The organism is Streptococcus sp. HMSC072D03 (assembly GCF_001812855.1).
GTDB classification, from domain to species: domain Bacteria; phylum Bacillota; class Bacilli; order Lactobacillales; family Streptococcaceae; genus Streptococcus; species Streptococcus salivarius_D.
Genome location: NZ_KV810649.1, coordinates 43,020 through 68,543 on the forward strand (window position 1 = coordinate 43,020; position 25,524 = coordinate 68,543).

The 25,524-nt window shown below is 38.2% G+C and carries 25 protein-coding genes; 23 read left to right on the forward strand and 2 right to left on the reverse strand.

The window, feature by feature from the left end; translation table 11 throughout:
- The first annotated feature begins 12 nt into the window (after positions 1-12).
- The 15 genes from HMPREF2877_RS04165 to HMPREF2877_RS04235 all read left to right on the forward strand — a co-directional run bounded on the left by HMPREF2877_RS04165 (position 13) and on the right by HMPREF2877_RS04235 (position 17,054).
- The gene (locus HMPREF2877_RS04165; protein WP_045772298.1) at positions 13-1,179 is read left to right on the forward strand and encodes a galactokinase; all 1,167 of its coding nucleotides are present in this window, start codon (positions 13-15) and stop codon (positions 1,177-1,179) included.
- 19 nt (positions 1,180-1,198) lie between these two features.
- Entirely contained in the window at positions 1,199-2,680 is a 1,482-nt protein-coding gene (gene galT / locus HMPREF2877_RS04170) for a UDP-glucose--hexose-1-phosphate uridylyltransferase (RefSeq protein ID WP_045772299.1), read from the forward strand.
- A 29-nt stretch (positions 2,681-2,709) separates the two neighbouring features.
- Positions 2,710-3,711, forward strand: a complete 1,002-nt coding sequence (gene galE, locus HMPREF2877_RS04175; protein ID WP_014632921.1) for a UDP-glucose 4-epimerase GalE — start codon at positions 2,710-2,712, stop codon at positions 3,709-3,711.
- A gap of 69 nt (positions 3,712-3,780) precedes the next feature.
- Positions 3,781-4,827 carry an aldose epimerase family protein gene (locus tag HMPREF2877_RS04180; RefSeq protein WP_014634731.1) on the forward strand — a complete coding sequence of 349 codons (1,047 nt, stop codon included), beginning with the start codon at positions 3,781-3,783 and terminating at the stop codon, positions 4,825-4,827.
- Between the two features lie 110 nt (positions 4,828-4,937).
- The gene (locus HMPREF2877_RS04185) at positions 4,938-6,842 is read left to right on the forward strand and encodes a sugar MFS transporter (RefSeq protein WP_014632923.1); all 1,905 of its coding nucleotides are present in this window, start codon (positions 4,938-4,940) and stop codon (positions 6,840-6,842) included.
- A gap of 3 nt (positions 6,843-6,845) precedes the next feature.
- The gene (locus HMPREF2877_RS04190; RefSeq protein WP_045772300.1) at positions 6,846-9,863 is read left to right on the forward strand and encodes a beta-galactosidase, LacZ type; all 3,018 of its coding nucleotides are present in this window, start codon (positions 6,846-6,848) and stop codon (positions 9,861-9,863) included.
- A gap of 491 nt (positions 9,864-10,354) precedes the next feature.
- Complete coding sequence (locus HMPREF2877_RS04195; RefSeq protein ID WP_229039770.1) at positions 10,355-11,521, forward strand: hypothetical protein; 1,167 nt, start codon at positions 10,355-10,357, stop codon at positions 11,519-11,521.
- A 93-nt stretch (positions 11,522-11,614) separates the two neighbouring features.
- The gene (locus tag HMPREF2877_RS04200; protein WP_070578761.1) at positions 11,615-12,457 is read left to right on the forward strand and encodes an aldo/keto reductase; all 843 of its coding nucleotides are present in this window, start codon (positions 11,615-11,617) and stop codon (positions 12,455-12,457) included.
- 132 nt (positions 12,458-12,589) lie between these two features.
- Positions 12,590-12,805, forward strand: a complete 216-nt coding sequence (gene relB, locus HMPREF2877_RS04205; protein WP_045768556.1) for a type II toxin-antitoxin system RelB family antitoxin — start codon at positions 12,590-12,592, stop codon at positions 12,803-12,805.
- Positions 12,795-13,049, forward strand: a complete 255-nt coding sequence (locus HMPREF2877_RS04210; RefSeq protein WP_045768557.1) for a type II toxin-antitoxin system RelE family toxin — start codon at positions 12,795-12,797, stop codon at positions 13,047-13,049. Before relB ends, HMPREF2877_RS04210 begins: the two co-directional genes overlap by 11 nt.
- Positions 13,050-13,194: 145 nt before the next feature.
- Complete coding sequence (locus tag HMPREF2877_RS04215) at positions 13,195-13,881, forward strand: YoaK family protein (protein WP_004182263.1); 687 nt, start codon at positions 13,195-13,197, stop codon at positions 13,879-13,881.
- A gap of 90 nt (positions 13,882-13,971) precedes the next feature.
- A complete protein-coding gene (locus tag HMPREF2877_RS04220) occupies positions 13,972-14,604 on the forward strand; it encodes a nitroreductase family protein (RefSeq protein ID WP_070578764.1) in 633 nt (210 codons plus the stop codon).
- A 163-nt stretch (positions 14,605-14,767) separates the two neighbouring features.
- Entirely contained in the window at positions 14,768-15,451 is a 684-nt protein-coding gene (locus tag HMPREF2877_RS04225; protein WP_070578766.1) for a response regulator transcription factor, read from the forward strand.
- Positions 15,451-16,326 (forward strand): sensor histidine kinase, encoded by an 876-nt coding sequence (locus HMPREF2877_RS04230; RefSeq protein ID WP_070578770.1) that lies wholly within the window; start codon positions 15,451-15,453, stop codon positions 16,324-16,326. The genes HMPREF2877_RS04225 and HMPREF2877_RS04230 overlap by 1 nt, the downstream gene beginning before the upstream one ends.
- Positions 16,327-16,472: 146 nt before the next feature.
- Positions 16,473-17,054 (forward strand): DUF4352 domain-containing protein, encoded by a 582-nt coding sequence (locus HMPREF2877_RS04235; protein ID WP_004182267.1) that lies wholly within the window; start codon positions 16,473-16,475, stop codon positions 17,052-17,054.
- A gap of 49 nt (positions 17,055-17,103) precedes the next feature.
- On the opposite strand, the gene HMPREF2877_RS04240 is transcribed toward HMPREF2877_RS04235, so the two are convergent.
- Together HMPREF2877_RS04240 and HMPREF2877_RS04245 are read right to left on the reverse strand one after the other, a co-directional pair.
- Positions 17,104-17,859, reverse strand: a complete 756-nt coding sequence (locus HMPREF2877_RS04240) for an ABC transporter permease (RefSeq protein ID WP_004182268.1) — start codon at positions 17,857-17,859, stop codon at positions 17,104-17,106.
- A gap of 4 nt (positions 17,860-17,863) precedes the next feature.
- Positions 17,864-18,784, reverse strand: a complete 921-nt coding sequence (locus tag HMPREF2877_RS04245; RefSeq protein WP_004182270.1) for an ABC transporter ATP-binding protein — start codon at positions 18,782-18,784, stop codon at positions 17,864-17,866.
- A gap of 249 nt (positions 18,785-19,033) precedes the next feature.
- On the opposite strand from HMPREF2877_RS04245, the gene HMPREF2877_RS04250 reads away from it, so the two are divergent.
- The 8 genes from HMPREF2877_RS04250 (at position 19,034) to HMPREF2877_RS04285 (ending at position 25,358) form a co-directional block, all read left to right on the forward strand.
- A complete protein-coding gene (locus tag HMPREF2877_RS04250; protein WP_045768558.1) occupies positions 19,034-20,326 on the forward strand; it encodes a PTS transporter subunit EIIC in 1,293 nt (430 codons plus the stop codon).
- Positions 20,313-21,176: an alpha/beta hydrolase gene (locus tag HMPREF2877_RS04255; protein ID WP_045768559.1), complete on the forward strand. Its 864-nt coding sequence runs from the start codon at positions 20,313-20,315 to the stop codon at positions 21,174-21,176. Before HMPREF2877_RS04250 ends, HMPREF2877_RS04255 begins: the two co-directional genes overlap by 14 nt.
- A 184-nt stretch (positions 21,177-21,360) precedes the next feature.
- Positions 21,361-21,810, forward strand: coding sequence for an Rrf2 family transcriptional regulator (locus HMPREF2877_RS04260; RefSeq protein WP_014632939.1), 450 nt, complete (start codon positions 21,361-21,363; stop codon positions 21,808-21,810).
- 133 nt (positions 21,811-21,943) lie between these two features.
- Positions 21,944-22,798 carry a VOC family protein gene (locus HMPREF2877_RS04265; protein WP_070578773.1) on the forward strand — a complete coding sequence of 285 codons (855 nt, stop codon included), beginning with the start codon at positions 21,944-21,946 and terminating at the stop codon, positions 22,796-22,798.
- 136 nt (positions 22,799-22,934) lie between these two features.
- Positions 22,935-23,537: a nitroreductase family protein gene (locus HMPREF2877_RS04270; RefSeq protein WP_070578776.1), complete on the forward strand. Its 603-nt coding sequence runs from the start codon at positions 22,935-22,937 to the stop codon at positions 23,535-23,537.
- A 489-nt stretch (positions 23,538-24,026) separates the two neighbouring features.
- Positions 24,027-24,335: a hypothetical protein gene (locus HMPREF2877_RS04275; RefSeq protein WP_045768563.1), complete on the forward strand. Its 309-nt coding sequence runs from the start codon at positions 24,027-24,029 to the stop codon at positions 24,333-24,335.
- Between the two features lie 13 nt (positions 24,336-24,348).
- On the forward strand, positions 24,349-24,558 hold the full coding sequence (locus HMPREF2877_RS04280) for a helix-turn-helix transcriptional regulator (RefSeq protein WP_021143931.1): 210 nt from the start codon (positions 24,349-24,351) through the stop codon (positions 24,556-24,558).
- Entirely contained in the window at positions 24,555-25,358 is an 804-nt protein-coding gene (locus HMPREF2877_RS04285; RefSeq protein WP_176745185.1) for a DUF3169 family protein, read from the forward strand. Before HMPREF2877_RS04280 ends, HMPREF2877_RS04285 begins: the two co-directional genes overlap by 4 nt.
- Positions 25,359-25,524: the final 166 nt, after the last annotated feature.

Sequence of the window (25,524 nt, forward strand, 5' to 3'; positions counted from 1 at the left end):
GAGGAAAATTCTATGAAAACAACACAACTAAGAGAAGCTTTTAAAGAAGTCTTTGGAGTAGAAGCAGATCATACTTTCTTTTCACCTGGTCGTATTAATTTGATTGGTGAGCATACGGACTACAACGGTGGTCACGTCTTTCCAGCAGCCATTACCCTAGGTACTTACGGAGCAGCCCGTAAACGTGATGATAAAGTTTTGCGTTTCTTCTCAGGTAACTTTGAAGATAAGGGCATCATCGAAGTACCACTTGAAAATCTTCGTTTTGAAAAAGAACACAACTGGACAAACTATCCAAAAGGTGTTCTTCATTTCTTGCAAGAAGCTGGGCATACAATTGATTCAGGTATGGATATTTACGTTTATGGTAACATTCCAAATGGATCAGGTTTGTCATCATCATCATCTTTGGAATTATTGATTGGTGTTATTGCTGAAAAACTATTTGACCTTAAATTGGAACGCCTTGACTTGGTTAAAATCGGTAAGCAAACGGAAAATGACTTTATCGGCGTAAACTCTGGTATTATGGACCAATTCGCTATTGGTATGGGAGCTGATCAACGTGCGATTTACTTGGATACCAATACTTTAGAGTATGACTTGGTGCCGCTTGACCTTAAAGACAATGTTGTAGTTATCATGAACACTAACAAACGTCGTGAATTGGCAGATTCTAAATACAATGAACGTCGTGCTGAATGTGAAACAGCTGTATCTGAACTTCAAGAAAAACTTGATATCCAAACACTTGGTGAATTGGAGCTCTGGACATTTGATGCATACAGCTACTTGATTAAAGATGAAAATCGTATCAAACGTGCCCGTCACGCAGTTCTTGAAAATCAACGTACACTTCAAGCTCGTAAAGCTCTTGAAGCAGGAGATTTGGAAGGCTTTGGTCGTCTTATGAATGCTTCTCACGTATCATTGGAACATGATTACGAAGTTACAGGTCTTGAACTTGATACTTTGGCACACACAGCATGGGAACAAGAAGGTGTTCTTGGAGCTCGTATGACAGGAGCGGGATTTGGTGGATGTGCCATCGCACTTGTAAATAAAGATAAAGTTGAAGATTTCAAAAAAGCAGTTGGTCAACGTTATGAAGAAGTCGTTGGTTATGCACCAAGCTTCTATATTGCTGAAGTAGCTGGTGGTTCACGAGTACTTGATTAATGAGAAAGAAGTAGAGATTATGGCTGAAAATTTAGTAAACGCTTTTGTAACTTTGGTTATTGAAAACAGTGACTATGAGGAATTAGACCGTATCTATTTGACAAACAAAGTTTTTGCTTTGGTTGGAGAGGGAGTTGCTGATGTTGAAACTGAAAGCTCTGAATTGATTGACCTTAAAGACCAGTTGCTTCAAGCAGGTGTTAAAGCTGGTTCTGTAGGTGAACTTAATGAAGAACAAGATATCATCGGTGCTCAACTCATGGACTTGATTACACCAAGCCCTAGTGCTGTCAATCGTAACTTCTGGGATACCTATAAATCAAACCCAGAGCAAGCAATTGCTGACTTTTATGTACAAAGTAAACGAAATGATTATGTAAAAGTTAAAGCTATTGCACAAAACATTGCTTATAAAGCACCTACTAAATACGGTGACTTGGAAATTACGATTAACCTTTCAAAACCTGAAAAAGATCCAAAAGCCATCGCTGCAGCTAAAAATGCGGTAGCTTCTGATTATCCAAAATGCCAACTTTGTATGGAAAATGAAGGTTATCTAGGTCGCATCAATCACCCAGCACGTAGTAATCACCGTGTTATTCGTTTCCAAATGGAAGGAAATGACTGGGGCTTCCAATATTCACCATATGCTTACTTTAATGAACATTCTATCTTCTTTTATGGTAAGCACGAACCAATGCACATCAGTCCATTGACGTTTGGTCGTCTCCTATCAATTGTTGAAGCATTTCCTGGTTACTTCGCAGGTTCAAATGCCGATCTTCCAATTGTAGGTGGTTCAATTCTTACACACGAACACTATCAAGGTGGTCGCCACACTTTCCCAATGGAAGTAGCAGGCATTAAAGAAAAAGTTAGCTTTGATGGATACTCTGATGTTGAAACTGGTATTGTTAATTGGCCTATGTCAGTTCTTCGTTTAAGAAGTGAAGATAAGGAAAGACTTATTGCTCTTGCAACCAAAATTTTAAATTGCTGGCGTGGTTATTCAGACGAAAAAGCTGGAGTCTTAGCTCAGTCTGATGGACACCCTCACCACACCATTACCCCAATTGCTCGTAGAAAAGACGGCAAATTTGAATTGGATTTGGTTCTTCGTGACAATCAAACTTCTGAAGAACATCCAGACGGTATCTACCACCCACATAAAGATGTTCAACATATTAAGAAAGAAAACATTGGTTTGATTGAAGTTATGGGATTGGCCATTCTTCCTCCTCGTTTGAAAACAGAACTTAAAGATGTTGAAGATTATCTATTAGGTCAAGGTAACCAAGTTGCTCCAATTCACCAAGAATGGGCAGATGAACTCAAAGCTCAAAATCCGAATGTTACGGCTGAGGAAGTGACAGAAGTTGTTCGACAATCTGTTGCAGATATCTTTGCTCGTGTACTAGAAGATGCAGGTGTTTATAAGACTAATAGTGAAGGCTTAGATCAGTTTAAAGCATTTGTAGATTTTGTAAATTTAGCTGATTAATTGTTTTTTCTGAAGAAAGGAGATAAGAAATGGCAATTTTAGTATTAGGTGGAGCTGGTTATATCGGTTCTCACATGGTTGATCGCTTAGTTGAAAAAGGTCAAGAAAAAGTAGTAGTAGTAGATAGTTTGGTAACCGGTCACCGTGCTGCCGTACATCCAGATGCTATTTTCTACCAAGGCGATCTCTCTGATCAAGATTTTATGAGAAAGGTCTTCAAAGAAAATCCTGATGTTGATGCCGTTATTCACTTTGCGGCCTATTCATTGGTTGGTGAATCAATGGAAAAACCACTCAAATATTTTGATAACAATACAGCTGGAATGGTTAAATTGCTTGAAGTTATGAACGAATGCGGTGTTAAATACATTGTCTTCTCATCAACAGCAGCAACTTACGGTATCCCAGAAGAAATTCCAATTCTTGAAACAACACCACAAAATCCTATCAACCCATATGGTGAGAGCAAGCTTATGATGGAAACCATTATGAAGTGGTCAGACCAAGCTTACGGCATCAAGTATGTCCCTCTTCGTTACTTTAATGTGGCGGGTGCCAAACCTGATGGTTCTATCGGAGAGGATCACGGTCCTGAAACCCACCTCTTGCCAATTATTCTCCAAGTAGCTCAAGGTGTTCGTGAAAAAATCATGATTTTTGGTGATGACTACAACACTCCTGATGGAACAAATGTTCGTGACTATGTTCACCCATTTGACTTGGCTGATGCTCACCTCCTTGCTGTTGAATATCTTCGTAAAGGTAATGAATCTACAGCCTTTAACTTAGGTTCATCAACAGGTTTCTCAAACCTTCAAATTCTTGAAGCCGCTCGTAAGGTAACTGGTAAAGAAATTCCAGCTGAAAAAGCTGATCGTCGTCCTGGTGATCCTGATACATTGATTGCTTCATCTGAAAAAGCACGTACAGTTCTTGGATGGAAACCACAATTTGATAACATCGAAAAAATCATCGCAAGTGCTTGGGCATGGCATTCTAGCCATCCAAAAGGGTACGATGATCGAGGATAATTAAAATAATAAACAAAGGGTCAAAGAGTATATATAATTATTGTACTCTTTGTTTTTTGAGGAAATAATATGAAAATAAACTGCGAAATTATTGGAAAAGTTGATTCAGGCGATGTCAGTAAAATTTCAATGGAAAATAATAATGGTGTTGTCATTTCCACACTCACAACAGGTGCCACACTTCAGGAGTTTTTGGTTCCAACGGAAACTGGTGCTCTTAAAAATATAGTACTTGGTTTCAGTGATTACGAGGATTACTATAAGAATAATTTATGTGCCTGCCAGTCCATTGGTAGGGTTGCTGGAAGAATTGGGAAAGCTTCGTATACTCATAATATGGTTCTTTATAGCCTTCCTAAGAATGAGGGAGAAAACTGTTTACATGGCGGTCCAAAAGGAATGCAGGTTCAAAATTGGAACTATGTCACAAACCTGAATGATGAATATGTTGAGACAAAATTTATTAGAAGACTTTATTCAAGTGTAGATGGCTTTCCTGGTGATGTTACAGTCTCTATTAGTTATAGACTTAACAATAATAACCGCTTAACAATACTCTTTGAAGCCTTCGATGTTACAGAGTCAACAGTCTTTAATCCGACAAACCATGTTTACTTTAATCTTAGCGACAAACAGGATTTATCAAGTCATGAGTTACAAATCTATTCAGACTATCGTTTAGAGTTGGATTCTGAGTTAATTCCAACAGGACAAAAAATTAATGTAGATGGAACGAATTATGATTTCAGAAAGACAACTGACTTGCTACCTCGAATTGAAGCAAATAATGGTTTTGATGATGCCTTTGTAGTTGGAGGGGAAACTTGTGATCATGTGAAAGAAGTAGCTGTTCTCCATGATAAAGAGAGTGGAGATGGTATCGAAATCTTCTCAAACAGAAATGGTTTAGTTATTTATACTATGGATATTATAGAGGATAATATTTACTTTGCGAGAGATCGAGGAACAATTGCAAAAGGACGAGAAGCTATAGCTATGGAAGCTCAAACACTCCCAGATGCCGTTAATCATACAGATTTTGGAGATATCATCTTGGAGGAGGGTCATAGTGTAAGCTATGAAATCGGTTTCCAATATTTTAATTCATCAAAATAACCATATTTTAGTAAAAGTTTAGTAAAAAACCACTAAAACTATTGACGATTTAAACTAATACTTATATAATGTAAGCGTATTCAAAAAACAACTAACAGGAGGTTTTCGTAATGGGAAAATCTAAAGGTCAAATGAAGTCTCGTCTATCCTATTCAGCTGGTGCTTTTGGTAACGACGTCTTCTATGCAACGTTGTCAACATACTTTATCATGTTTGTGACAACTCACTTGTTTAACACAGGTGATCCAAAGCAAAATAGTCACTACGTACTATTAATTACTAACATCATCGCTATTTTGCGTATCTTGGAAGTATTTATCGATCCATTGATCGGTAACATGATTGATAACACTCATACTAAGTATGGTAAATTCAAACCATGGGTAGTTGGTGGTGGTATCATCAGTTCTATCGCCTTGTTGCTTCTCTTCACCGATTTAGGTGGTTTGAATAAAACAAATCCTTTCTTGTACCTTGTACTTTTCGGAATTATCTACCTTGTAATGGATGTCTTCTACTCAATTAAAGATATCGGTTTCTGGTCAATGATTCCTGCCTTGTCTCTTGACAGTCATGAACGTGAAAAAATGGCAACTTTTGCCCGTATTGGTTCTACGATTGGTGCCAATATTGTAGGTGTTGCCATCATGCCAATCGTTTTGTTCTTCTCTATGACGAACAGTAGTGGTTCTGGAGATAAATCTGGATGGTTCTGGTTTGCATTTATCGTTGCTCTCATTGGTGTGATTACATCAATTGCTGTTGGTATTGGTACACGTGAAGTTGAGTCAAAACTTCGTGATAACAAAGAAAAAACTAGCCTTAAACAAGTCTTTAAAGTTCTTGGTAAAAACGACCAATTGATGTGGTTGTCTCTCGGATATTGGTTCTATGGTCTTGGTATTAATACACTTAATGCTCTTCAACTTTTTTACTTCACATTTATCCTTGGTGATCCAGGGAAATATTCAATCCTTTACGGATTGAATACAGTTGTTGGTTTGGTTTCAGTTTCACTCTTCCCTAGCCTAGCTGGTAAATTCAACCGTAAACGTTTGTTCTATGGATGTATTGCAGTAATGCTCGGTGGTATCGGAATCTTTAGTATTGCAGGAACATCACTTCCAATGATCTTGACTGCTGCTGAACTCTTCTTTATTCCACAACCTCTTGTGTTCCTTGTTATCCTCATGATTATCTCTGACTCAGTAGAATATGGTCAATGGAAATTGGGACACCGTGATGAATCACTTACTTTGTCAGTTCGTCCACTTGTTGATAAACTTGGTGGTGCGATGTCAAACTGGCTTGTTTCTACAATTGCCGTAGCTGCTGGTATGACAACAGGTGCCTCAGCATCAACAATTACAACACATCAACAGTCTATCTTTAAGCTTAGCATGTTTGGTTTTCCAGCAGCAGCAATGCTTATCGGAGCCTTCATTATTGCTCGTAAAATCACTTTGACTGAAGCACGTCACGCTGAAATTGTTGAAGAATTGGAACATCGCTTTAGCGTAGCAACTTCTGAAAATGAAGTTAAAGCTAACGTCGTATCTCTTGTAAACCCTACAACTGGCCATTTGGTTGACCTCTCAAGTGTTAATGATGAACACTTTGCTTCAGGTAGCATGGGTAAAGGTTTCGCCATTAAACCTACTGATGGAGCTGTCTTTGCACCAATTAGTGGTACCATTCGTCAAGTTCTTCCTACTCGCCATGCAGTTGGTATTGAAAGTGAAGATGGTGTCATTGTTCTTATCCACGTTGGTATCGGAACAGTTAAACTTAAAGGTGAAGGATTCATTAGTTACGTAGAACAAGGTGATCGTGTTGAAGTTGGACAAAAACTTCTTGAGTTCTGGTCACCAATTATTGAGAAAAATGGTCTTGATGACACAGTACTTGTCACTGTAACCAATTCAGAAAAATTCAGTGCTTTCCATCTTGAACAAGAAGTTGGAGAAAAGGTAGAAGCTTTGTCTGAAGTTATTACCTTCAAAAAAGGAGAATAATCTATGAACACGACTGAAAAAATTCAAACTTACTTAAACGATCCAAAGATTGTTAGCGTTAATACTGTTGACGCTCACTCAGATCATAAGTATTTTGAATCTCTTGCAGAATTTTCTGAAGGGGAGATGAAGTTAAGACAATCTCTTAATGGAAAATGGAAAATTCATTATGCTCAGAATACAAATCAGGTTTTAAAAGACTTTTATAAAACAGAATTTGATGAAACTGATTTGAATTTCATCAATGTACCAGGTCATTTGGAACTTCAAGGTTTTGGTTCTCCACAATATGTGAATACCCAATATCCTTGGGATGGTAAAGAATTCCTTCGTCCACCTCAAGTTCCTCAAGAATCAAATGCTGTTGCATCATACGTTAAACATTTTACCTTGAATGATGCATTAAAAGACAAAAAAGTATTTATCTCATTCCAAGGGGTTGCCACTTCCATCTTTGTATGGGTCAATGGTAACTTCGTAGGATACAGTGAAGATTCATTTACACCTAGTGAATTTGAAATTAGTGATTACCTTGTTGGAGGTGATAACAAGTTGGCGGTAGCTGTTTATCGTTACTCTACAGCAAGCTGGTTGGAAGACCAAGACTTCTGGAGACTTTACGGTATTTTCAGAGATGTTTACTTGTACGCTATTCCAAAAGTTCACGTTCAAGATCTCTTTGTTAAGGGAGATTATGATTACCAAACAAAAGCAGGTCAATTGGATATTGATTTGAAGACTGTTGGTGATTACGAAGATAAGAAAATTAAATATGTTCTTTCAGATCATGAAGGCATCGTTAAAGAAGGTGATGCATCTGTTAATGCTGACGGTGAACTATCTGTAAGTCTTGAAGATTTGCAAATCAAACCTTGGAGTGCTGAAAGTCCTAAACTTTACAATTTGACCCTTCATGTTTTGGATGATGGCCAAGTTGTTGAAGTCGTTCCAGTTAAGGTTGGATTTAGACACTTCGAAATTAAAGATAAACTCATGCTTTTGAATGGTAAGAGAATTGTCTTTAAAGGGGTTAACAGACACGAATTTAACGCTAGAACAGGACGTTGTATCACTGAAGAAGATATGCTTTGGGATATCAAAGTGATGAAACAACATAACATCAATGCTGTTCGTACTTCTCACTATCCTAACCAAACACGTTGGTATGAATTGTGTGATGAATATGGACTTTATGTTATCGATGAAGCCAACCTTGAAACACACGGTACATGGCAAAAACTTGGTCTAAGCGAACCTTCATGGAATATCCCAGCTAGTGAACCAGAATGGTTGCCTGCTTGTTTGGATCGTGCCAATAACATGTTCCAACGTGATAAGAACCATGCTAGTGTTATCATTTGGTCTTGTGGTAATGAATCATATGCTGGTAAAGATATTGCTGACATGGCTGATTACTTCCGTAGTGTTGACAATACTCGTCCAGTTCACTATGAAGGTGTTACATGGTGTCGTGAATTTGATTACATTACAGACATCGAAAGTCGTATGTATGCGAAACCAGCTGATATTGAAGAATACCTCACTAACAATCCTCAAAAACCTTATATTTCATGTGAATACATGCACACAATGGGTAACTCTGGTGGTGGATTGAAACTCTACACTGACTTAGAGAAATATCCAGAATACCAAGGTGGATTTATTTGGGACTTCATTGACCAAGCTATTTACAAACCACTTCCAAATGGTAGCGAATTCCTATCATATGGTGGTGACTGGCATGATAGACCTTCTGACTACGAATTTTGTGGAAATGGTATTGTCTTCGCAGATCGTACCCTAACTCCAAAACTTCAAACAGTTAAACATCTTTACTCTAATATTAAGATTGCTGTTGATGAAAAATCAGTAACTATCAAGAATGATAATGTCTTTGAAGATCTTTCTGCTTATACTTTCCTAGCTAGAGTTTACGAAGATGGTAGAAAAGTTAGCGAAAGTGAATATCACTTTGATGTTAAACCAGGTGAAGAAGCAACATTCCCAGTAGAATTCGCTGTTGGAGCTTCAAATGCTGAACGAATTTATGAAGTTGCTTGTGTTCAGAATGAAGCAACTGAATGGGCTCCAAAAGGACATGAAATTGTTCGTGGTCAATATGTTGCTGAAAAGATTAGCACTGAAACACCAGTTAAAGCACCTTTGAATGTTGTTGAAGGCGACTTCAACATCGGAATTCAAGGACAAAACTTCTCTATCTTGCTTTCACGTGCACAAAATACGCTAGTATCTGCTAAGTATAACGGTGTTGAATTCATTGAGAAAGGTCCTAAACTTAACTTTACTCGTGCTTACACCGACAACGATCGTGGTGCTGGATATCCATTTGAAATGGCAGGCTGGAAAGTTGCTGGAAACTATAGTAAGGTTACAGATACTCAAATTCAAATTGAAGATGACTCTGTTAAAGTGACTTATGTTCATGAATTGCCTGGTTTTTCTGATGTCGAAGTTAAGGTAACTTATCAAGTTGATTACAAGGGTCGAATCTTTGTTACTACAAGCTATGATGGTAAAGCAGGTTTGCCAAACTTCCCTGAATTTGGTCTAGAATTTGCTATCGGTTCACAATTTACAAACCTAAGCTATTATGGATACGGTGCAGAAGAAAGCTACCTTGATAAACTTCCTGGTGCCTATCTTGGTCGATATGAAACATCTGTTGAAAAGACATTTGCTCCATATCTAATGCCACAAGAATCTGGTAATCACTATGGTACTCGTGAATTTACAGTATCTGATGATAACCATAATGGTCTTAAATTCACCGCACTAAATAAGGCATTCGAATTCAGTGCTTTGCTTAACAGTACTGAACAAATTGAAAATGCTCGTCATCAATATGAATTGCAACAATCTGATGCTACATGGATTAAAGTTCTTGCTGTTCAAATGGGTGTCGGTGGTGACGACTCATGGGGTGCTCCAGTTCATGACGAATTCTTGGTTAGCTCAGCAGATAGCTATCAATTGAGCTTCGTGATTGAACCACTCAACTAAAGTATTATTGGACTTTGCCTCCAACGATATATTTGATAAAGGAAACTCGAAAGGGTTTCCTTTTGTCATGGTTTGAAGTAAGAAAAAAGGAAACAGACCTCTGTTTCCTTTTAAAATATAACTCAGTTTTCAATTCCCTTAAAAATGGGAGTGGTCAAGTAAAATTATGAAAAAGTGAGTTAAAGTTATTGATATAGAAAAGGGACTAAACCACTCCCAAGACGTTAATGATTTTTTGTAGCTTTGGATGAAATTTGAAGATTATGCCTTGACGTTAATCGTCCAATAGCACTCTATCTAATATAAGTATACAACTTTGGGTTTAGATGTCCCAAAATAAGACTCTATGGATTCTTATCTGTATTGTGATTGGCGACTATTTTTGTCAATAAAAATTTAAGAGGTTGTTGATTTCACTTAGAATATAGTAACGCTCTATGAAAACGTATACAATAGTAGTTAGAGAAATAAACATAGATTGGAGAAGATTGATGACATCATCTTTTGAAGACTTCACAAAAAAAGCAGAAGCATTCTTAGAAGAACATATTACAGAGTATCTCAGTGTGGACATGGCTCTTGAAGATTTTGCAAGACAATATAACCAAGGGCTTTTTGATGAGATCACTTCCTCTGATTCAAAGCAGGAGAGAGCTTGGAAACTCATTGAAGAGGCTTATCATTATCACGAGGAAGATCCTTCGAGAAGTCAGGAATTTTTGACAGAAGCTTTAAAACTAGATCCTGAAAATCTTGATGCTAAGCAGATGCTCTTAACTTTTCAAAGTCCACTTGAACATCTAAAAGGCCTAATTGCTTTAGAAAAAGAGCAAAGGTCCAAGTGGGATCAAGGTCCAAAAATGGGCTGGGCTAATCTTGACGAGCGTCCTTATTTGTCTTTGAAGTATAATCTTGCTAAATTTTATTTAAGCAACAGTATGAAGCGGTTTGCTATTAAGGAATTTGAAGAGATTCTAGAGATAGATGTTCAAGATCACATGGGAGTCCGTTACGAATTAATGGCTACCTATTGTAATCTGGAGGAGTTTGATAAGGCTAAAAACTTTTTCGAATGTGAGCAAATGGAATATCACGAAGAAGATTTGATGATAGTACCAATGATGACGCTCTCTCTAATGACGGGACATATTGAGGATGCGGATTTCTATTTTGATCTTCTCTATGCAAAAAATCCAGAGTTCGAAAATTATTTAAAAATGATTGAACAAGGTGATGAAGAGCGTCTAGTTGCCGAAACGCTTAAAGTCAACCCTATCTTATTTGAAGCCAATAGTATGCAAAGTCTTTTGATGGTTTTTAATCAAGTCGTTGATCTGTCCCAGTCAGAATATTATTTTACTTGGTTAATCGAAAAATATCGTGCAAAACGTCCACAAAGACATGTTGCGAAAAAGAAAAATCCAGAATTGCACAAACTAATTAGAGAATTGGAGAAAAGTATAGAACCAAGCAAAGCCCTCCAAGGTCTTTCAATAAGTGTGGAGCGTATACTTCGTCAACATGGCTTAATAGAATTTAAAGATTTTAAAAAGAAAACGGAAGAGGAAGTAGCAGCGATTAGAGGAGTTGGAAAGGTGAGCATGGAAATCCTTAAAGAAAATGGTGTTGTCTTTAAAAAGAAGCGGAAAAAGAAGTAAGGAACTATTCATCAAACAAGCCGTAGCAAATCTTTGCATTTTTATCTTATATTTTTTAAGATAATTCTGTTACAAATTGAAAAGGAGAACAGGATGGAAACATATACACTTTCAAATGGCGTTACGATTCCTAAAATTGGTTTTGGGACTTGGCAGATTCCAGAAGGGGAAGAAGCTTATAACAGCGTTAGTTTCGCACTTAAGGCTGGTTACACACATATTGATACGGCGCAAATCTACGGTAACGAGGTTTCTGTAGGTAAGGCGATTGCTGATAGTGATGTGGCGCGTGAGGATATTTTCCTAACAACAAAACTTTGGAATGACAAGCACGATTACGAATTGGCTAAAGCCTCTATCGACGAGTCACTTGAAAGATTAGGTGTGGATTATTTGGATCTTTTGCTCATCCACTGGCCAAATCCAAAGGCTCTTCGTGAAAATGATGCTTGGAAGGCTGGCAATGCAGGCGCTTGGAAGGCAATGGAAGAAGCTTACAAAGATGGTAAGGTTCGTGCTATTGGGGTATCTAACTTTATGCAACATCACCTTGAAGCTCTCCTTGAAACGGCTGAAATTGTGCCACATGTTAACCAAATTCTCTTGGCTCCAGGTTGTGCCCAAGAAGACTTGGTTGCTTATTGCCAAGAGCGTGATATTCTTCTTGAAGCTTACAGCCCACTAGGTACTGGTAGCATTTTTGGAAATGAAGAGGTTGAAGCAGTGGCTGAACGTAACGGAAAATCTGTTGCACAGGTCGCCCTACGTTGGAGCCTTCAAAAAGGTTTCTTGCCACTACCTAAGTCAGTGACAGCAAAAAATATCGAAGCCAACTTGGATATCTTTGACTTTGATTTATCAGAGGAAGATATGGCAGTATTGGATAAGATTCAAGGCATTAAAACTCAGGATGATCCTGATACAGTTAATTTTTAATAGGATAGAAGCAACTCGTGAGGGTTGCTTTTTCTATTGTTTTACGAATAAAAGTATGAACCTATTATCAAAATTGACAAAAAAGAGGAGTGGTAATACAATGGTGTTACAAAAGAGAACGAGGTTAAGGATATGACAACAATTACATTGAAGGTTTCAGAAGCAGATAAGAAGTTCATGCAGGCAATTGCGAAATTCGAAGGCGTATCCTTGTCAGAATTAATTCGTACCAGGACTTTAGACGCTATTGAGGATGAATACGACGCTAGAGTAGCCGATTTGGCTTTGGCAGAATATGAAGACTATCTTGAAAACGGTGGGGAGGTGCTAAATTGGGATGACCTATAAGATAGTACCCACCCCTAAATTTGCCAAAAATTTTAAAAAGTTGGATCCTTTCGTCAGAAAACAAATTAAGTCTTATCTCAATCGCGTGACAGAGAATCCAAGAGCTAAGGGAAAGGCCTTGGTTGTCAATCGGACTGGCCAATGGCGCTATTGTATTGGTGCCTATCGTGTTATTGTCAATATTCAGGACAATGAACTAATCATACTTGCCCTCGAAGTCGGTCATAGACGTGATATCTATTAGTATCAAAACTCAGGATAATTCTGACACAGTTAATTTTTAATAGAATTGCAAGCAACTCGTGAGGGTTGCTTTTTTATACTGTGTGTGCCCGAATTTGCTATAATAAGGCTATCATATCAATTATTATTAGAAGGGAAGTTATGCTATGGAATCGCGGAACCTTCTTCCTCAAAATACGCGTCTGATGGCTAATTTGTTGAGTTTCTCGGGAGGGGCTTTGGATGTCTTTTGTCATATGTACTATCATAGTTTGGTTGCTACACAGACTGGGAATATCCTTCTCTTGGTCGCTGACTGGCAGAACAGTAGTATGTACTATAACTTGTTGCGTTGCTTTTCAATCTTATTCTTTTCTTTAGGCTTTCTTTTTGGCATGTGGTTTAAAGACCAGCGTAAGAATGCCTATTGGCGAGTTTATGGTCTTCTTCCACTTTGTGTGATGACAGCTATCCTGCCTTTTCTACCTTCAAATGCCTTGATTGAGCTCCCGATTATCGCTTTTTCTGCAGGTATCATGATGAAGACTTTTACTGGCAGTCAGATTGAGAATCATCCCTTCGTGATATTTATGACCTCAGGAAATTATCGAAGGATGTTAACGGCCCTCTATTATGCCATTCAGGGAAGTGGTGATCAGAGAGAATATCGTCGTCAGGCTGTCAATTATAGCTTTATCGTAGGGAGCTTTGTCGTTGGCGCTATCGTCTCAGCCGTTCTGATGCATTTTGTGCACCTTAAGTCAATCTGGGTAATCACACTCAGTCTTATTACCATCATGGTTTACTATTCATCTGAAGTGAAACGACTAGGACTCAAGGAAACTAATCTTTAGTCGTCTGTAGCAAATATTTTTGATAACAATTGTCTTGTGTTATAATTTTGATTATATTATTTTCATTTAATCAAAAAAAGGAGACATAAGATGCCTGTAGTAAGTAATGATTTTTCAGATATTGTATATAACCGTCGTTCCATTCGTAACTTTGATCCATCTGTTAAGATTCCACGAGAAGAATTGTTGGAAATCTTAGATAAAACTGTTACAGCACCATCATCAGTGAACATGCAACCTTGGCGTTTTGTCGTCGTTGATAGCGCAGAAGGCAAGGAAAAATTGACACCTTTTGTCAGCTACAATGGGGTGCAAAATGAAACATCATCAGCCATGGTCCTTATTTTTGCCGATTTGAAGAGCCAAGAAAGAGCTGAAGATATCTACGGTAAAGCTGTTGCTCAAGGAAAAATGCCTGAAGAGGTCAAAGAAAAACAACTGTCAAGTATTGTACCAATGTATGAAAATGCTCCTCGCGAAATGATGAATGAAATTATCCACATCGATGCCAGCCTTGCTGCTATGCAGTTGATGTTGGTTGCTCGTTCATATGGCTATGATACCAACGCCATCGGTGGCTATAAAAAAGACGGCCTTGCCAAAGCATTTGGACTTGATGAAGACCGTCATGTACCTATCTTAATTATTGCTCTCGGGAAAGCCAATGAAGAAGGCTTTGAGTCTGTTCGTTTGGACGCCTCTGATGTGGCAACTTTTGCATAATAAATAATCGACCATGGGTCTCGGAAGTTGAGACTTATGGTTTTTGTTTTGTCTTTTATGCTATCAATAAGTCGTAATGCACCTTGTCATTAATTTGGCTTTTTGTTAAGATGAAAGAAAAAGTGAGCGTATACAATTGGTAGTATCATTGGAGGACTAAGACATGGCACGTATTTTACAGATTGAAGACAATGAGGATATCCAGAATATTCTTTTTAACTTGTTTTCTGAAGAACATGAAATTATCCAAGCCTACTCTGGTACCGAAGGGGAGCTTTTGTTTCAAACTCAAGAGATTGATTTGGTTCTCCTAGATATCATGTTACCAGGTAAGGGTGGTAAAGAGGTGCTTAAGTTTATCAGGCAAAGAAGCGCTGTACCTGTCATTATGTTGACTGCCTTGGGTGATAAGCACTTGATTAGCCAGTACTTACTTGATGGTGCAAATGATTATATCGTTAAGCCCTTTGATCTTGAAGAAGTTTATGCGCGTGTCTCCGTTCAACTACGTGAACACAATCATGGGAGTAGTGTGACTGAAAACATTTATCAAGTCAAAAATATTACGATAAATCCAGACAGTTTTGAAGTCTCCTGCCAAGGAAAAGCCATTCGTTTGGGTAAGAAAGAGTTTCAAATCTTCCATACACTCCTACAAAATCCAAAGAAAATTTTTACTAAAGAAGACCTCTATGAGACGGTTTGGGAAGCCCCTTATCTATCAGGTGATAATACATTGAATGCACAGTTGAGTAACCTACGTAAGAAACTAGCCCAAGTGGATGCGGGTACGGAGTATATCGAAACGATTTGGGGCTTAGGTGTGCGACTTAAAGGAGAAGACTGATGGAAGGACTGCTTATTGTATTGATAGGACTTCTTCTGGGAGCGACTACCTGTCTAATTCGTTACTATTTGGCTGTAAAATCTCTCTCAAAGCAGATTGAAGAAAAGCTAGTTGAAGAAAGCCATCGACGAATTACTCTGAAAAACCAGCCAAAATCATTGGTTATCCTAACGAATCGGATTGAGTCTCTCTTTACCCAAATTGAAAAGACTAAGCTTGTCGCTCTCCAAGAAAAGAAGACCATGGACATGGCTATCAGTAATATTGCCCATGATATACGAACACCACTGACAGTAGCGAGCGGCTATGCTCAGCAAAGTCTTCGAAGTAGTAGTGAAGGTGACATGGCTATGGAGAAGATTTCTAAAAATCTACTGACAGTTTCAAAGCGTTTGGAAGCCTTGTTGGAATATCGACGATTAACAGAGGGTGCTATCCAACCGCAATTTCAAGACCTGGACTTTTCTCAACTTGTTGTTAAGTCTATCCTGCCTTACTATGACATGTTTCAGGAAACAGGGATTGTACTAGATATTCAAGTAGCCCCTGATATCCAATGTGAAATGGACCCTGATATTTTTGACCGCCTATTTCAGAATATTATCAGTAACGTTCTAAAACATGGTAAGACTCAAGCTCGACTGACATTAGAGAAAGTGGAAGATGACATTTATTTGTCAGTAAGTAATATGGTACAACAGCCGATACAGCATCTGGACCAACTAACGACCCGCTTTTATTCTGAAAACCTGTCAGACACCGAGGATTCCTCTGGACTTGGGCTTTTTATCACCGAACACTTAGTCCAAGTCTTAGAGGGTGAGTTGCATCTGGACTATGAGAATGAATGGTTTTATTTAACTGTGAGATTATAAAGGCATAAAGTTGATGTTTTTATAATCTTTTTTTGTAACTTTGAGGGAAAAATAAAAATTAGAGAATTACAATATAAAGATAATTTAATTTTTACTATAAAATCTTTAATTTATCTGATATAATTAATGTACGGAGGTAATTATTAATGAAAAAAGTAAAATTTTTAGAATTTATCGTTCTATCTGGATTCTTAATTGGTGCAGTTGTTATTTCTCTAATGAACCAAACAAGTGCTTCTGCTAAAACTGATAATGATTATCAATATAGCAATGTTATTTTTGGATTTAAAAATAAGAAAAATAAGAAAAGTAAGGACATTCCTACTTATAAGATGACAGAAACTTTCAAGATTGCAGATGTAGAATACACGATTCACTCTAAAGAAGTCGTACAAAATGTAGGTGGTGAATTTGGTATGAATGCAAAAGGTTCATATCTTATTCTAAACGTGACAGTAAAAAATAACGGTACTAAGGCTATTACTGTATCTGATTCTGACTTTAAGCTAGTTAAAGATAAAACAGAGTATGAAACTGATTCAACAGCAGGAATCTATGCAAATGATGATGCAAATCTTTTCTTTACCAGTGTTAATCCAGAAAATGAAGTAACTGGTAATGTTGTTTTTGATTTGAATCCAGATACAATCTCTGATACTAATTTAAAATTAAAAGTTGATGCTGGATTTGGAAACTCAAATAAAGCATTTGTAACAATTAACGAATAGTAACAAAAAATAAAAATAACATCGCTTTCGCACGATGTTATTTTTGTTTTCACAAATCTTGTTTTTCAAAGGTAATTAAGCCCAAAGCTGTGAATGCTAAGATAAATCCTACTGCCACGATCGCAGTATTTTGAATGATAGTTTTATCTGCGGTCAGGGCGTAATTAAAGTTGAGTGACAAGTATTTCAAAATTTCTACTTTAGGGAAGATTGCTGCTGGTACGGTTAAAGCTACCAAACCAAGGGTGTAAGTCACAAAGGTTGTCACGATGGAATGTGTGAGGTAGAGGGCAACTGTGGTCAGACTTACCCAAGCCAAATTACACAAGAATTGGAGAAGAAAAGTCAAGGCAAAGTTTCTAACAAAGTGATCAGGTACAGTTCCGAGACCATGGCAAAGTGTACCAAGGACGAAGGCAAGACCGTAAGACAAGAGGAGTTGTCCTAAAGTAATCGCTACAATGACGGTTGTCTTGGCGAAGAAGAACCCGCTCCGTGAAATACCAGAGGTGAGATTATTCTTATATAACTTTTGCGCAAGGTCAACGCCCAAAATAATAGAGACAACAATCAAAGTGAAGAGGACTGTCATAGAGATACTACTAGAATAATTAATCAGTGATCCGACACCAGTCCATGAAGAGGAGCTTCGAACGGCTTGTTTTGCCCCAGTTTCTACGCCTACATGCCCTGTACCTCCCAATAGGACACCAGAAATAATGTTTAGGGCTAGGATAATTTCAGAAATCCAAAATCCTTTAGATCGGAAGAGTCGATAGAAATCGGCGTGAATAGTGTGTAACATGGCTCTACCTCCTTTCTGAATCAACCAGTTGTGTGAAGTAGTTTTCTAAGTCTTGACGTTTGTAGTAAATTTCATCGATGTCAACTTCCTGTTTAACCAGCTCTTTGACAATTGCCTTTATCACATGGGATTTGTCGAAAATATGAATTTCATTGTCGCTGTTAACAACTTTGAAGTGTTGATGGAGTTGGTCTTGGAGAATGCGACTAGCCAGGGCTAATTGATTTGTCTTAAGAACGATATAGTCTTCGCTGAGATGTTCGAATTCGTCCTTAGTGATTTCACGGATGATGTGACCGTGGTCAATAATGCCAAAGCGGGTTGAAACCTGATAGAGTTCAGACAAGATGTGGCTGGAGATGAGAACTGTCATACCTTGCTCTTCACTCAATTTTTTAATCATTTGGCGGAATTCTTTGATAGCTACCGGATCGAGACCGTTAATCGGTTCATCTAAAATAAGTAGGTCTGGTTTTGCAATCAGTGCAATAGCGATACCTAGACGTTGCTTCATACCCAATGAGAAACTGCGAAATTTCTTCTTGCCAGTGTGACCAAGTCCAACCGTATCAAGGATTTCTTCAATGACCTTGTCAGGATTTGGAACGTGATGAATCTTGCAGTAGTAACGTAGATTTTGACGTGCATTGAGATGATTAAGGGCAACAGGTGTTTCAATCACAGAACCAACACGTTTCAGTGCGTGGGTCCACTCTGATTTGGAAGTAGAGTGAAAGAGGGAAACACTACCTTGACTTGGACGGATGAGTTTGGTAATGACCTTAATCAGTGTCGTCTTACCTGCCCCATTTCTTCCGATAAGGCCATAGACCTCACCCTTTTCTAAGGTCAGGTTTACATTGTCTAGAGCTAGATGTTGGCCGTAACGTTTGGTCAGATGTCTGACCTCAAGTACCTTTTTCATGATAAGCCTCCTTTCGCTTATTTGATACCGCTTTCTTTTCATCTTTATTGTAATATATAGTCATAAAATAAACATCAAGAAATTCTCAAATATTTCTTAAATTTTTCAAGAAATCATGAAAATGATGGTGACTAAATTCTGAGAGTGTGTGCTTTAACCCACGATTAAGGTAAGCCCTCTCTCTTTGTGCTATAATGAAAGAAAACGTTGAATGTAAAGTTTATTTTTGCCTTTTACTAGGAGTCTTTTATGATAAACTATTTGGTCCAGAGGTTTCTCTGGTTTCGTGAGCGAGGCTTTGTCCAAATTACGCAGAAAACCTTGGTTTCGCTCTTTCCCTTTTTCCTCTTTTCAGGAATTATTCGGGTGATTTCACTATCTGTCTTTTCAGAGCTTGGTTATATTAACCAGTTGTTTTCAGTTTCTGATTGGCTGCCAGCTTTTAAGATAACTGGTCAGGTGCTCAACAATCTTTCCAGTTTTCTTGGTGGTTTAGCGGGTCCCTTGTCAACCTACTTTGCAGGAAAATACACGGCCGGTCACTACGGTAGAAGTACTGGAACGGCTGGTGTGACGTCACTTTTGGTCAGCTTGACAATAGGATCGCAAGAGTTGTTAATGTCTCCAATAAATGATGGCGATTTGACACGTATCAATTTACCAGCTTCGATTAATATTATGCTGGCTATCTTCGTGGGTTATCTGGTTGGCCAGATTTTTCGCTTTTCAAGAGCTAGTGATGATCAGATTGTGGACAAGGATTATATCTATCAGCCAAAAACCGTTCGCCCCATCTTTTTATCTCTAATTCTGGCGGTTGGTCTCAATATTCTTTTGTTTGTTGGAGACCAACGTAATGTTTTTCAGACCATAAGCCAGTTTGTATCTAGAGTCACCGTAACTCATAATCATCTATTCTCAACCTTTATGATGGGACTTTTGAGTACTTTTTCTGCTTGGATTGGAAATAGTCAGGCTTTTGCTCACAATGCTATTACTGAGGATAGTTTTGCCTTGGAAAATCTGACCTATGCCGTCTCCCACCATACGACGACTGGGCTTCCCCACCTTTATACACTAACAAACCTCTATCATAGTTACGGCTTGGTTGCTGGTGTTGGATCAGGTCTGGCTCTCTTGGTGGCTCTACTCTTAAAATCAACCAGCTTTAAGGATAAGAAGGTGAGTCTTCTAAGTGTCTTCCCTAGCCTCTTTAATAATGGGGCTCCCTTGATGGTAGGGATACCAGTCTTACTAAATCTGGTCTACCTGATTCCTTTTCTTTTAGCACCTATGATCAATATGGGAATAGCTGCGGTGGCTCTGGCTATTCGTCTTATGCCTGCTGCGGTTTACCCTGTACCAGATGGCACACCGAGTCTTCTTTACGCCTTTATCGGAACGGGTGGTAGCCTGCGGGCACTTGCTGTTAGTCTGCTCTGTTTTGCGGTTGATGTTGCTATCTTTATTCCCTTTGTTCATCTGTCTAATAAGGTGCAACACGGTTTGAAAGAGGAAGGAGAAAGCAATGAAGTTCAGTAAAAAAACGAAGTTGGTCTTTATCCTTGTTGCGGTCTTTCTCATTGGTTTGGCGGTTCCGTCTTATAGTTGGACCAGGAAAAATGTCAAGGAAATCGAGACTTTCTACAATTCAAAATTGTCTCCTATTATCATGATTCCAGGGAGTTCCGCTACAGAAAATCGTTTTGATGGCTTGGTACGTAAGGTCAATCAAGACCGTCATGGGGTTAAGCATAGCCTCCTCAAGGTCAAGGTTTGGAACAATGGTCGCATCACCTTTGAGGGCAAAATCAAGGCTAAGGACAACGAACCAGTCATTGTTATCGGATTTGAAAATAACAAAGATGGCTATAGTAATATTAAGAAGCAGGCTAAGATGATGAATCAGGCCTTCCAAGCCTTGCAGAATAAATACAATTTCAATAATTTTAAAGGTCTGGCCCATTCCAATGGTGGACTGATTTATACAGCCTTTATTGAAAATTATCTGAGTGACTATGATGTTAGGATTAACTCACTCATGACTATCGGGACGCCCTATAATTTCACTGAAACCAATATCAAAAATAAATCGGTCATGCTTGCGGATTTTATAGCTGGTAAGAAGAATATTCCGTCCACCTTACATGTCTATTCAGTAGCAGGGACTATCACCTATGATTCGGACGAGTTGGTGCCTGATGCCAGTGTGTCCGCCGGAAAATATATCTATCAGAACCAAGCAAAGAGCTATACTGAAATTACGGTTACAGGTGAAGATGCTCAGCACTCGGATTTACCAACCAATGATGAAGTTGTGGATTTGGTCAAACAGCATATTGAGGGGCAAGGTGTCCGTAAGAAACAAAAGACCCAACTAGAGCCTCAGTAAGTGAGAATAATATAGCTTATCAGTTCTAGTTGTTTATCATCAAACATAATCAGATAGAGTCTGTCGTGGCTCTATCTTTTTTAGTGATAAGATTGACTCCTCAAGTTGTTGTAACTCCTTGTTTTACAACTTTCTTTTTGTTATAATCAAGTGAAATAGCAAAGAAGAATGAGAGGTCCCAAATATGCAAATTCCAAGTCGCTTTACCATTGCCGTTCATATTTTGACTCTTATAGCACAAAATAAGGGAAATGAAACTAAGTTAACCAGTGACTTTATGGCTGGTAGTGTGGGAGTTAACCCTGTTATTATCCGCAAAACCTTGTCTCAACTAAAGAAAGCAGACTTAATTTCAGTTCAAAGGGGAACAGGTGGAGCTAGCTTGCTCAAGGACCCAGAAGAAATCAACCTTCTTCAGGTTTATCGTGCTGTGGATAGCATAGGCCCAAGTGGTCAACTCTTTAGTTTCCATGACAATCCTAACCCAGCCTGTCCAGTAGGACGAAATATTCATGGGATCTTGGACCAAAGCCTAGAAGACGTTCAAATGGCAATGGAAAAAGAGCTTGAAAAGAAAACACTGGCTGGTATTTTAAAAGATGCCAAGGCAAACTGGAAAGAAGCCGGAGCTTGATTTTTAGTCAGCAAATAGAGGAAATCGAAAGTTATTCGGTTTCTTTTTTATTTCTTAGTTGTAATAGTTGACATTACAATTAAACTAAGTATAATATTGTCATATAAAAGATTACAACACAGGAGAAAATCATATGACATACGATTATAATAGCAAGATTTATTTAGCAGAGGCAGTACTTAATGTGAAGGACCTGGCTCGTCAGACGGCCTTTTATACACAGATTATAGGTCTTGAAATCCTCTCCCAAACGGAAAAAGAGGTTATCTTGGGATCTGGAAACAAGCCTTTGGTCCACTTGATTCAAACTAATCGAAAGGAAGCGGTCAAATCCAGTTACGGTCTTTACCATATGGCGATTTTATTGCCTTCTCGTGAGGATCTAGCTGATGTTTTCAAACATATCGCCGAGCTAGACTATCCTTTTGTTGGTGCAGCTGACCATGGTTATAGTGAAGCTCTTTATTTGGAAGATCTTGAGGGTAATGGCATTGAGCTCTATCGAGACAAGCCTGTCGCTGAATGGGATATTCGTGAGGATGGTCGCATCGTTGGTATAACTGAAGAACTCTCAGCTCAAGAAATTTACGAGATGGGACGCAAGGTTGAACCATTTTTGATAGCTAAGGATACTCGCATGGGGCATATTCATTTATCGGTCAAGGATAATCAGCTAGCTTCAGCTTTCTATCAGGAGGTTTTGGAGCTAGCAGATAAATTCACTATTCCAAGTGCTAGTTGGATTGCTTCAGGCGATTACCATCATCATTTGGCGGTCAATGAATGGGGAGGAAAAGACTTGGCCAAACGTGAAGAAGATATGCTTGGTCTTGCCTATTACGTCGTTGAAGTTGAAGTTAAGGAAGATTTGATTGCTATTGCAGAGCGTGCTAATAATCGTGGAGCTGAGGTCAAATGGTTATCTTCTAATGCCTTAACATTCGAGGATAATGACGGTATTTTGATACGGGTAAGAAAAAAATATTAACAATTAGTGATTTTTAAGTCGTAACCATTGACGTTACATTTAAAATCTATATAATAGTTTTTGTAATCAAAGTTATTACAAATAAACTTAACAATTTTAACAATTAACATATATCACAAAGAAAGAGGAAATAAGCATGACAAACTTTACAGATTTACAAACAAAACGCCGTTCTATCTATGGATTGGGAAAAGATGTGGAACTTTCAAATCAAGAATTGATTGATACTATCCAAGAAGCGGTTCTTAACACACCAACTGCTTTTAACTCACAAACATCACGTGTGGTGATCTTGTTGGATGAAGAATCAGATGTCTTCTGGAATGAGATTGCTTATTCAGAGCTTGAAAAAGTGACACCTGCAGAAGCCTTCGAGGGAACAAAAGAACGTTTGAAAGGTTTTGCCCAAGCTAAGGGAACAATCCTCTTCTATGAAGATCAAGATGTGGTGAAAGGCCTTCAAGAGCAATTCCCACTTTATGCAGATAACTTCCCAATTTGGTCAGAACAAGGTCATGGAATCGCTCTTTATGCAACATGGTTGGCTTTGGCTGAGAAGAATATCGGCATGAACGTGCAACACTATAACCCACTTGTTGATGCCCAATTGGCTGAAAAATATGATATCCCAGCGAACTGGAAACTCCGTGCCCAAGCACCATTTGGTCAAATCGTCGCACCAGCAGGAGATAAGGACATCCAAACTGAAGGTCGTTTCAAAGTTTTTGGCGACAAATAATCACCTTAACTTAGTCAGTCGGTTATGTACTGACTGAACAAAATCATAATGATAAGACAATGACTAGCAGGATAGAGGAATCTTGCTAGTTTTTTCTATTTTAAAACTAGTAATGTCAAGAAAATGTATAGCTTGAATTTTGGAACTTTCCTTAGGTGATAGCAAATGTCAGCGATCTTCTCCGAAGTTTCATGAGTAAAGTTTGAGCCCTCGATTTTTTATTTTTAGGCTCAGGTTAAGACAGTTCTCCAAACCTCTGAGTATCTAAAATTATTTGGTTTTGGGTACTTTCTTAGCGGTATCTTTCACATCAATTTTTCCAAGTCGTTTATCGAAGGAGAGATACATTAAAAGGTTTGAAAAGGTGAGCTACTTATATCTTATTTTCAATAAATTTGACAATGTTCTTTTTATTTTTGACAAAGATGCTTGTCAAAAATAAAAAGAAGCGTTACAATAGTTTTAGACGAAGGAAGGAGAGAAATTACGATGAAATATATTTGGCTATCTTTTATTCCACTTCTGTTTCTGATTTATACGGGCTCAGAGAAGAAGATAAAAAGATTGAACAAACGTATCAAAGGGTTGGAAAAACAATTGAAAGGAAATAAAGAAATGTCTAGACTTTTAGAAGAATTGAAAGGGCAAACAGTTACGGTTACGATAAATGGATTTGGAACCGAGTATGAAATTATGGATATCGATGAAGATTGGGTCAAATTGAGTCGTGAAATTAATAAACAACATAGGGAAACCAAATTAGTTCGTATTGAAGATATTCAGGGTGTTCAACTATAAGGAGGCGGATGCCATGATCTTAAAAAATCGTCTGAAAGAGTTGAGGGCGCGTGATGGGCTCAACCAATCTGAGCTAGCCAAGCTAGCAGGGGTCTCGCGTCAGTCCATCAGTCTCTTGGAACGGGGGGAATATACTCCTTCGGTTATTATTGCCATCACCATCGCCCAGGTTTTCAAAGAGCCTGTGGAAAATGTTTTTAGTCTAGTAGAGGAAGAGGAATGATTATGAAAAAGCAACAACAAGAACGATCCCCACGTTACCGTTTTTGGAGAAATGTCGGGATCATTACAGTTTCTGGTTTGATCGGAGGAGTTATCGGATTTTTGACAGGAATGTTTGGATCCGAAAAGCCCCTGGAAATCCAATCCTTCTTTAGTAAAGAAGTACTCCTTTTGGGCTCAATACTTTTGTTTCTTATCGTGTTTTTGGTTACGATAGCCTTACTGATGTGCGCGAGAAAAGTCCATCAAAAAATGCTCCAGATAGAAGACGAAGAGGAAGCCTATCACTATGACATCCAGAAGAAAAAACTGTATGGGTTAGCGACCATTTTTAAAGGCATCATGATCTTGCCATACATTTTAGTCAGCATCTTTTATTGTCAATTGATGTATATGGATAGACCTGACACAGGGAACTTGGCTTTTATCTTTGGAGACTATACCATACTCTATCTCTTCCTTGTTGTGATTGTCCTATTTTTCTTATCAGATATCTTCTTTCGCAAGACCTTCCATCTGATTTATGGAAAACCAATTCCCCGAAATGCCAATGCCAAGGAAGTGCGTGAATTCATGATGGGTATGATGGATGAAGCAGAAAAACAGATTAGCTACGAGGAAAATTTCGAAGTGGTCGTCAAGTTAAGCAATTATATCTTGCCAATCATGCTAATAGGAATTTTAATCATTGGGATTGCCTTCCAGACGGATATTCTCTTAGCTTTGAGTGTTGTATCCATCATCTATATTTATATACTTATTTCACAATACAAGATTACCAAACGTTATTATAAAGAATAAAGGTATCATCCATGTTAGAAATCTGTAAAAGTTTTTGGAAGTACTGGAAAGCTCTTCTTATAGAAGATTGTGACGTATGTTTATTTCCAGACAATCAATGGTTATGCTATCAGTCTTGAATCTTAGGTATTCTGAGAGACTATCAAAGGTGACCTAGCTATCGTAA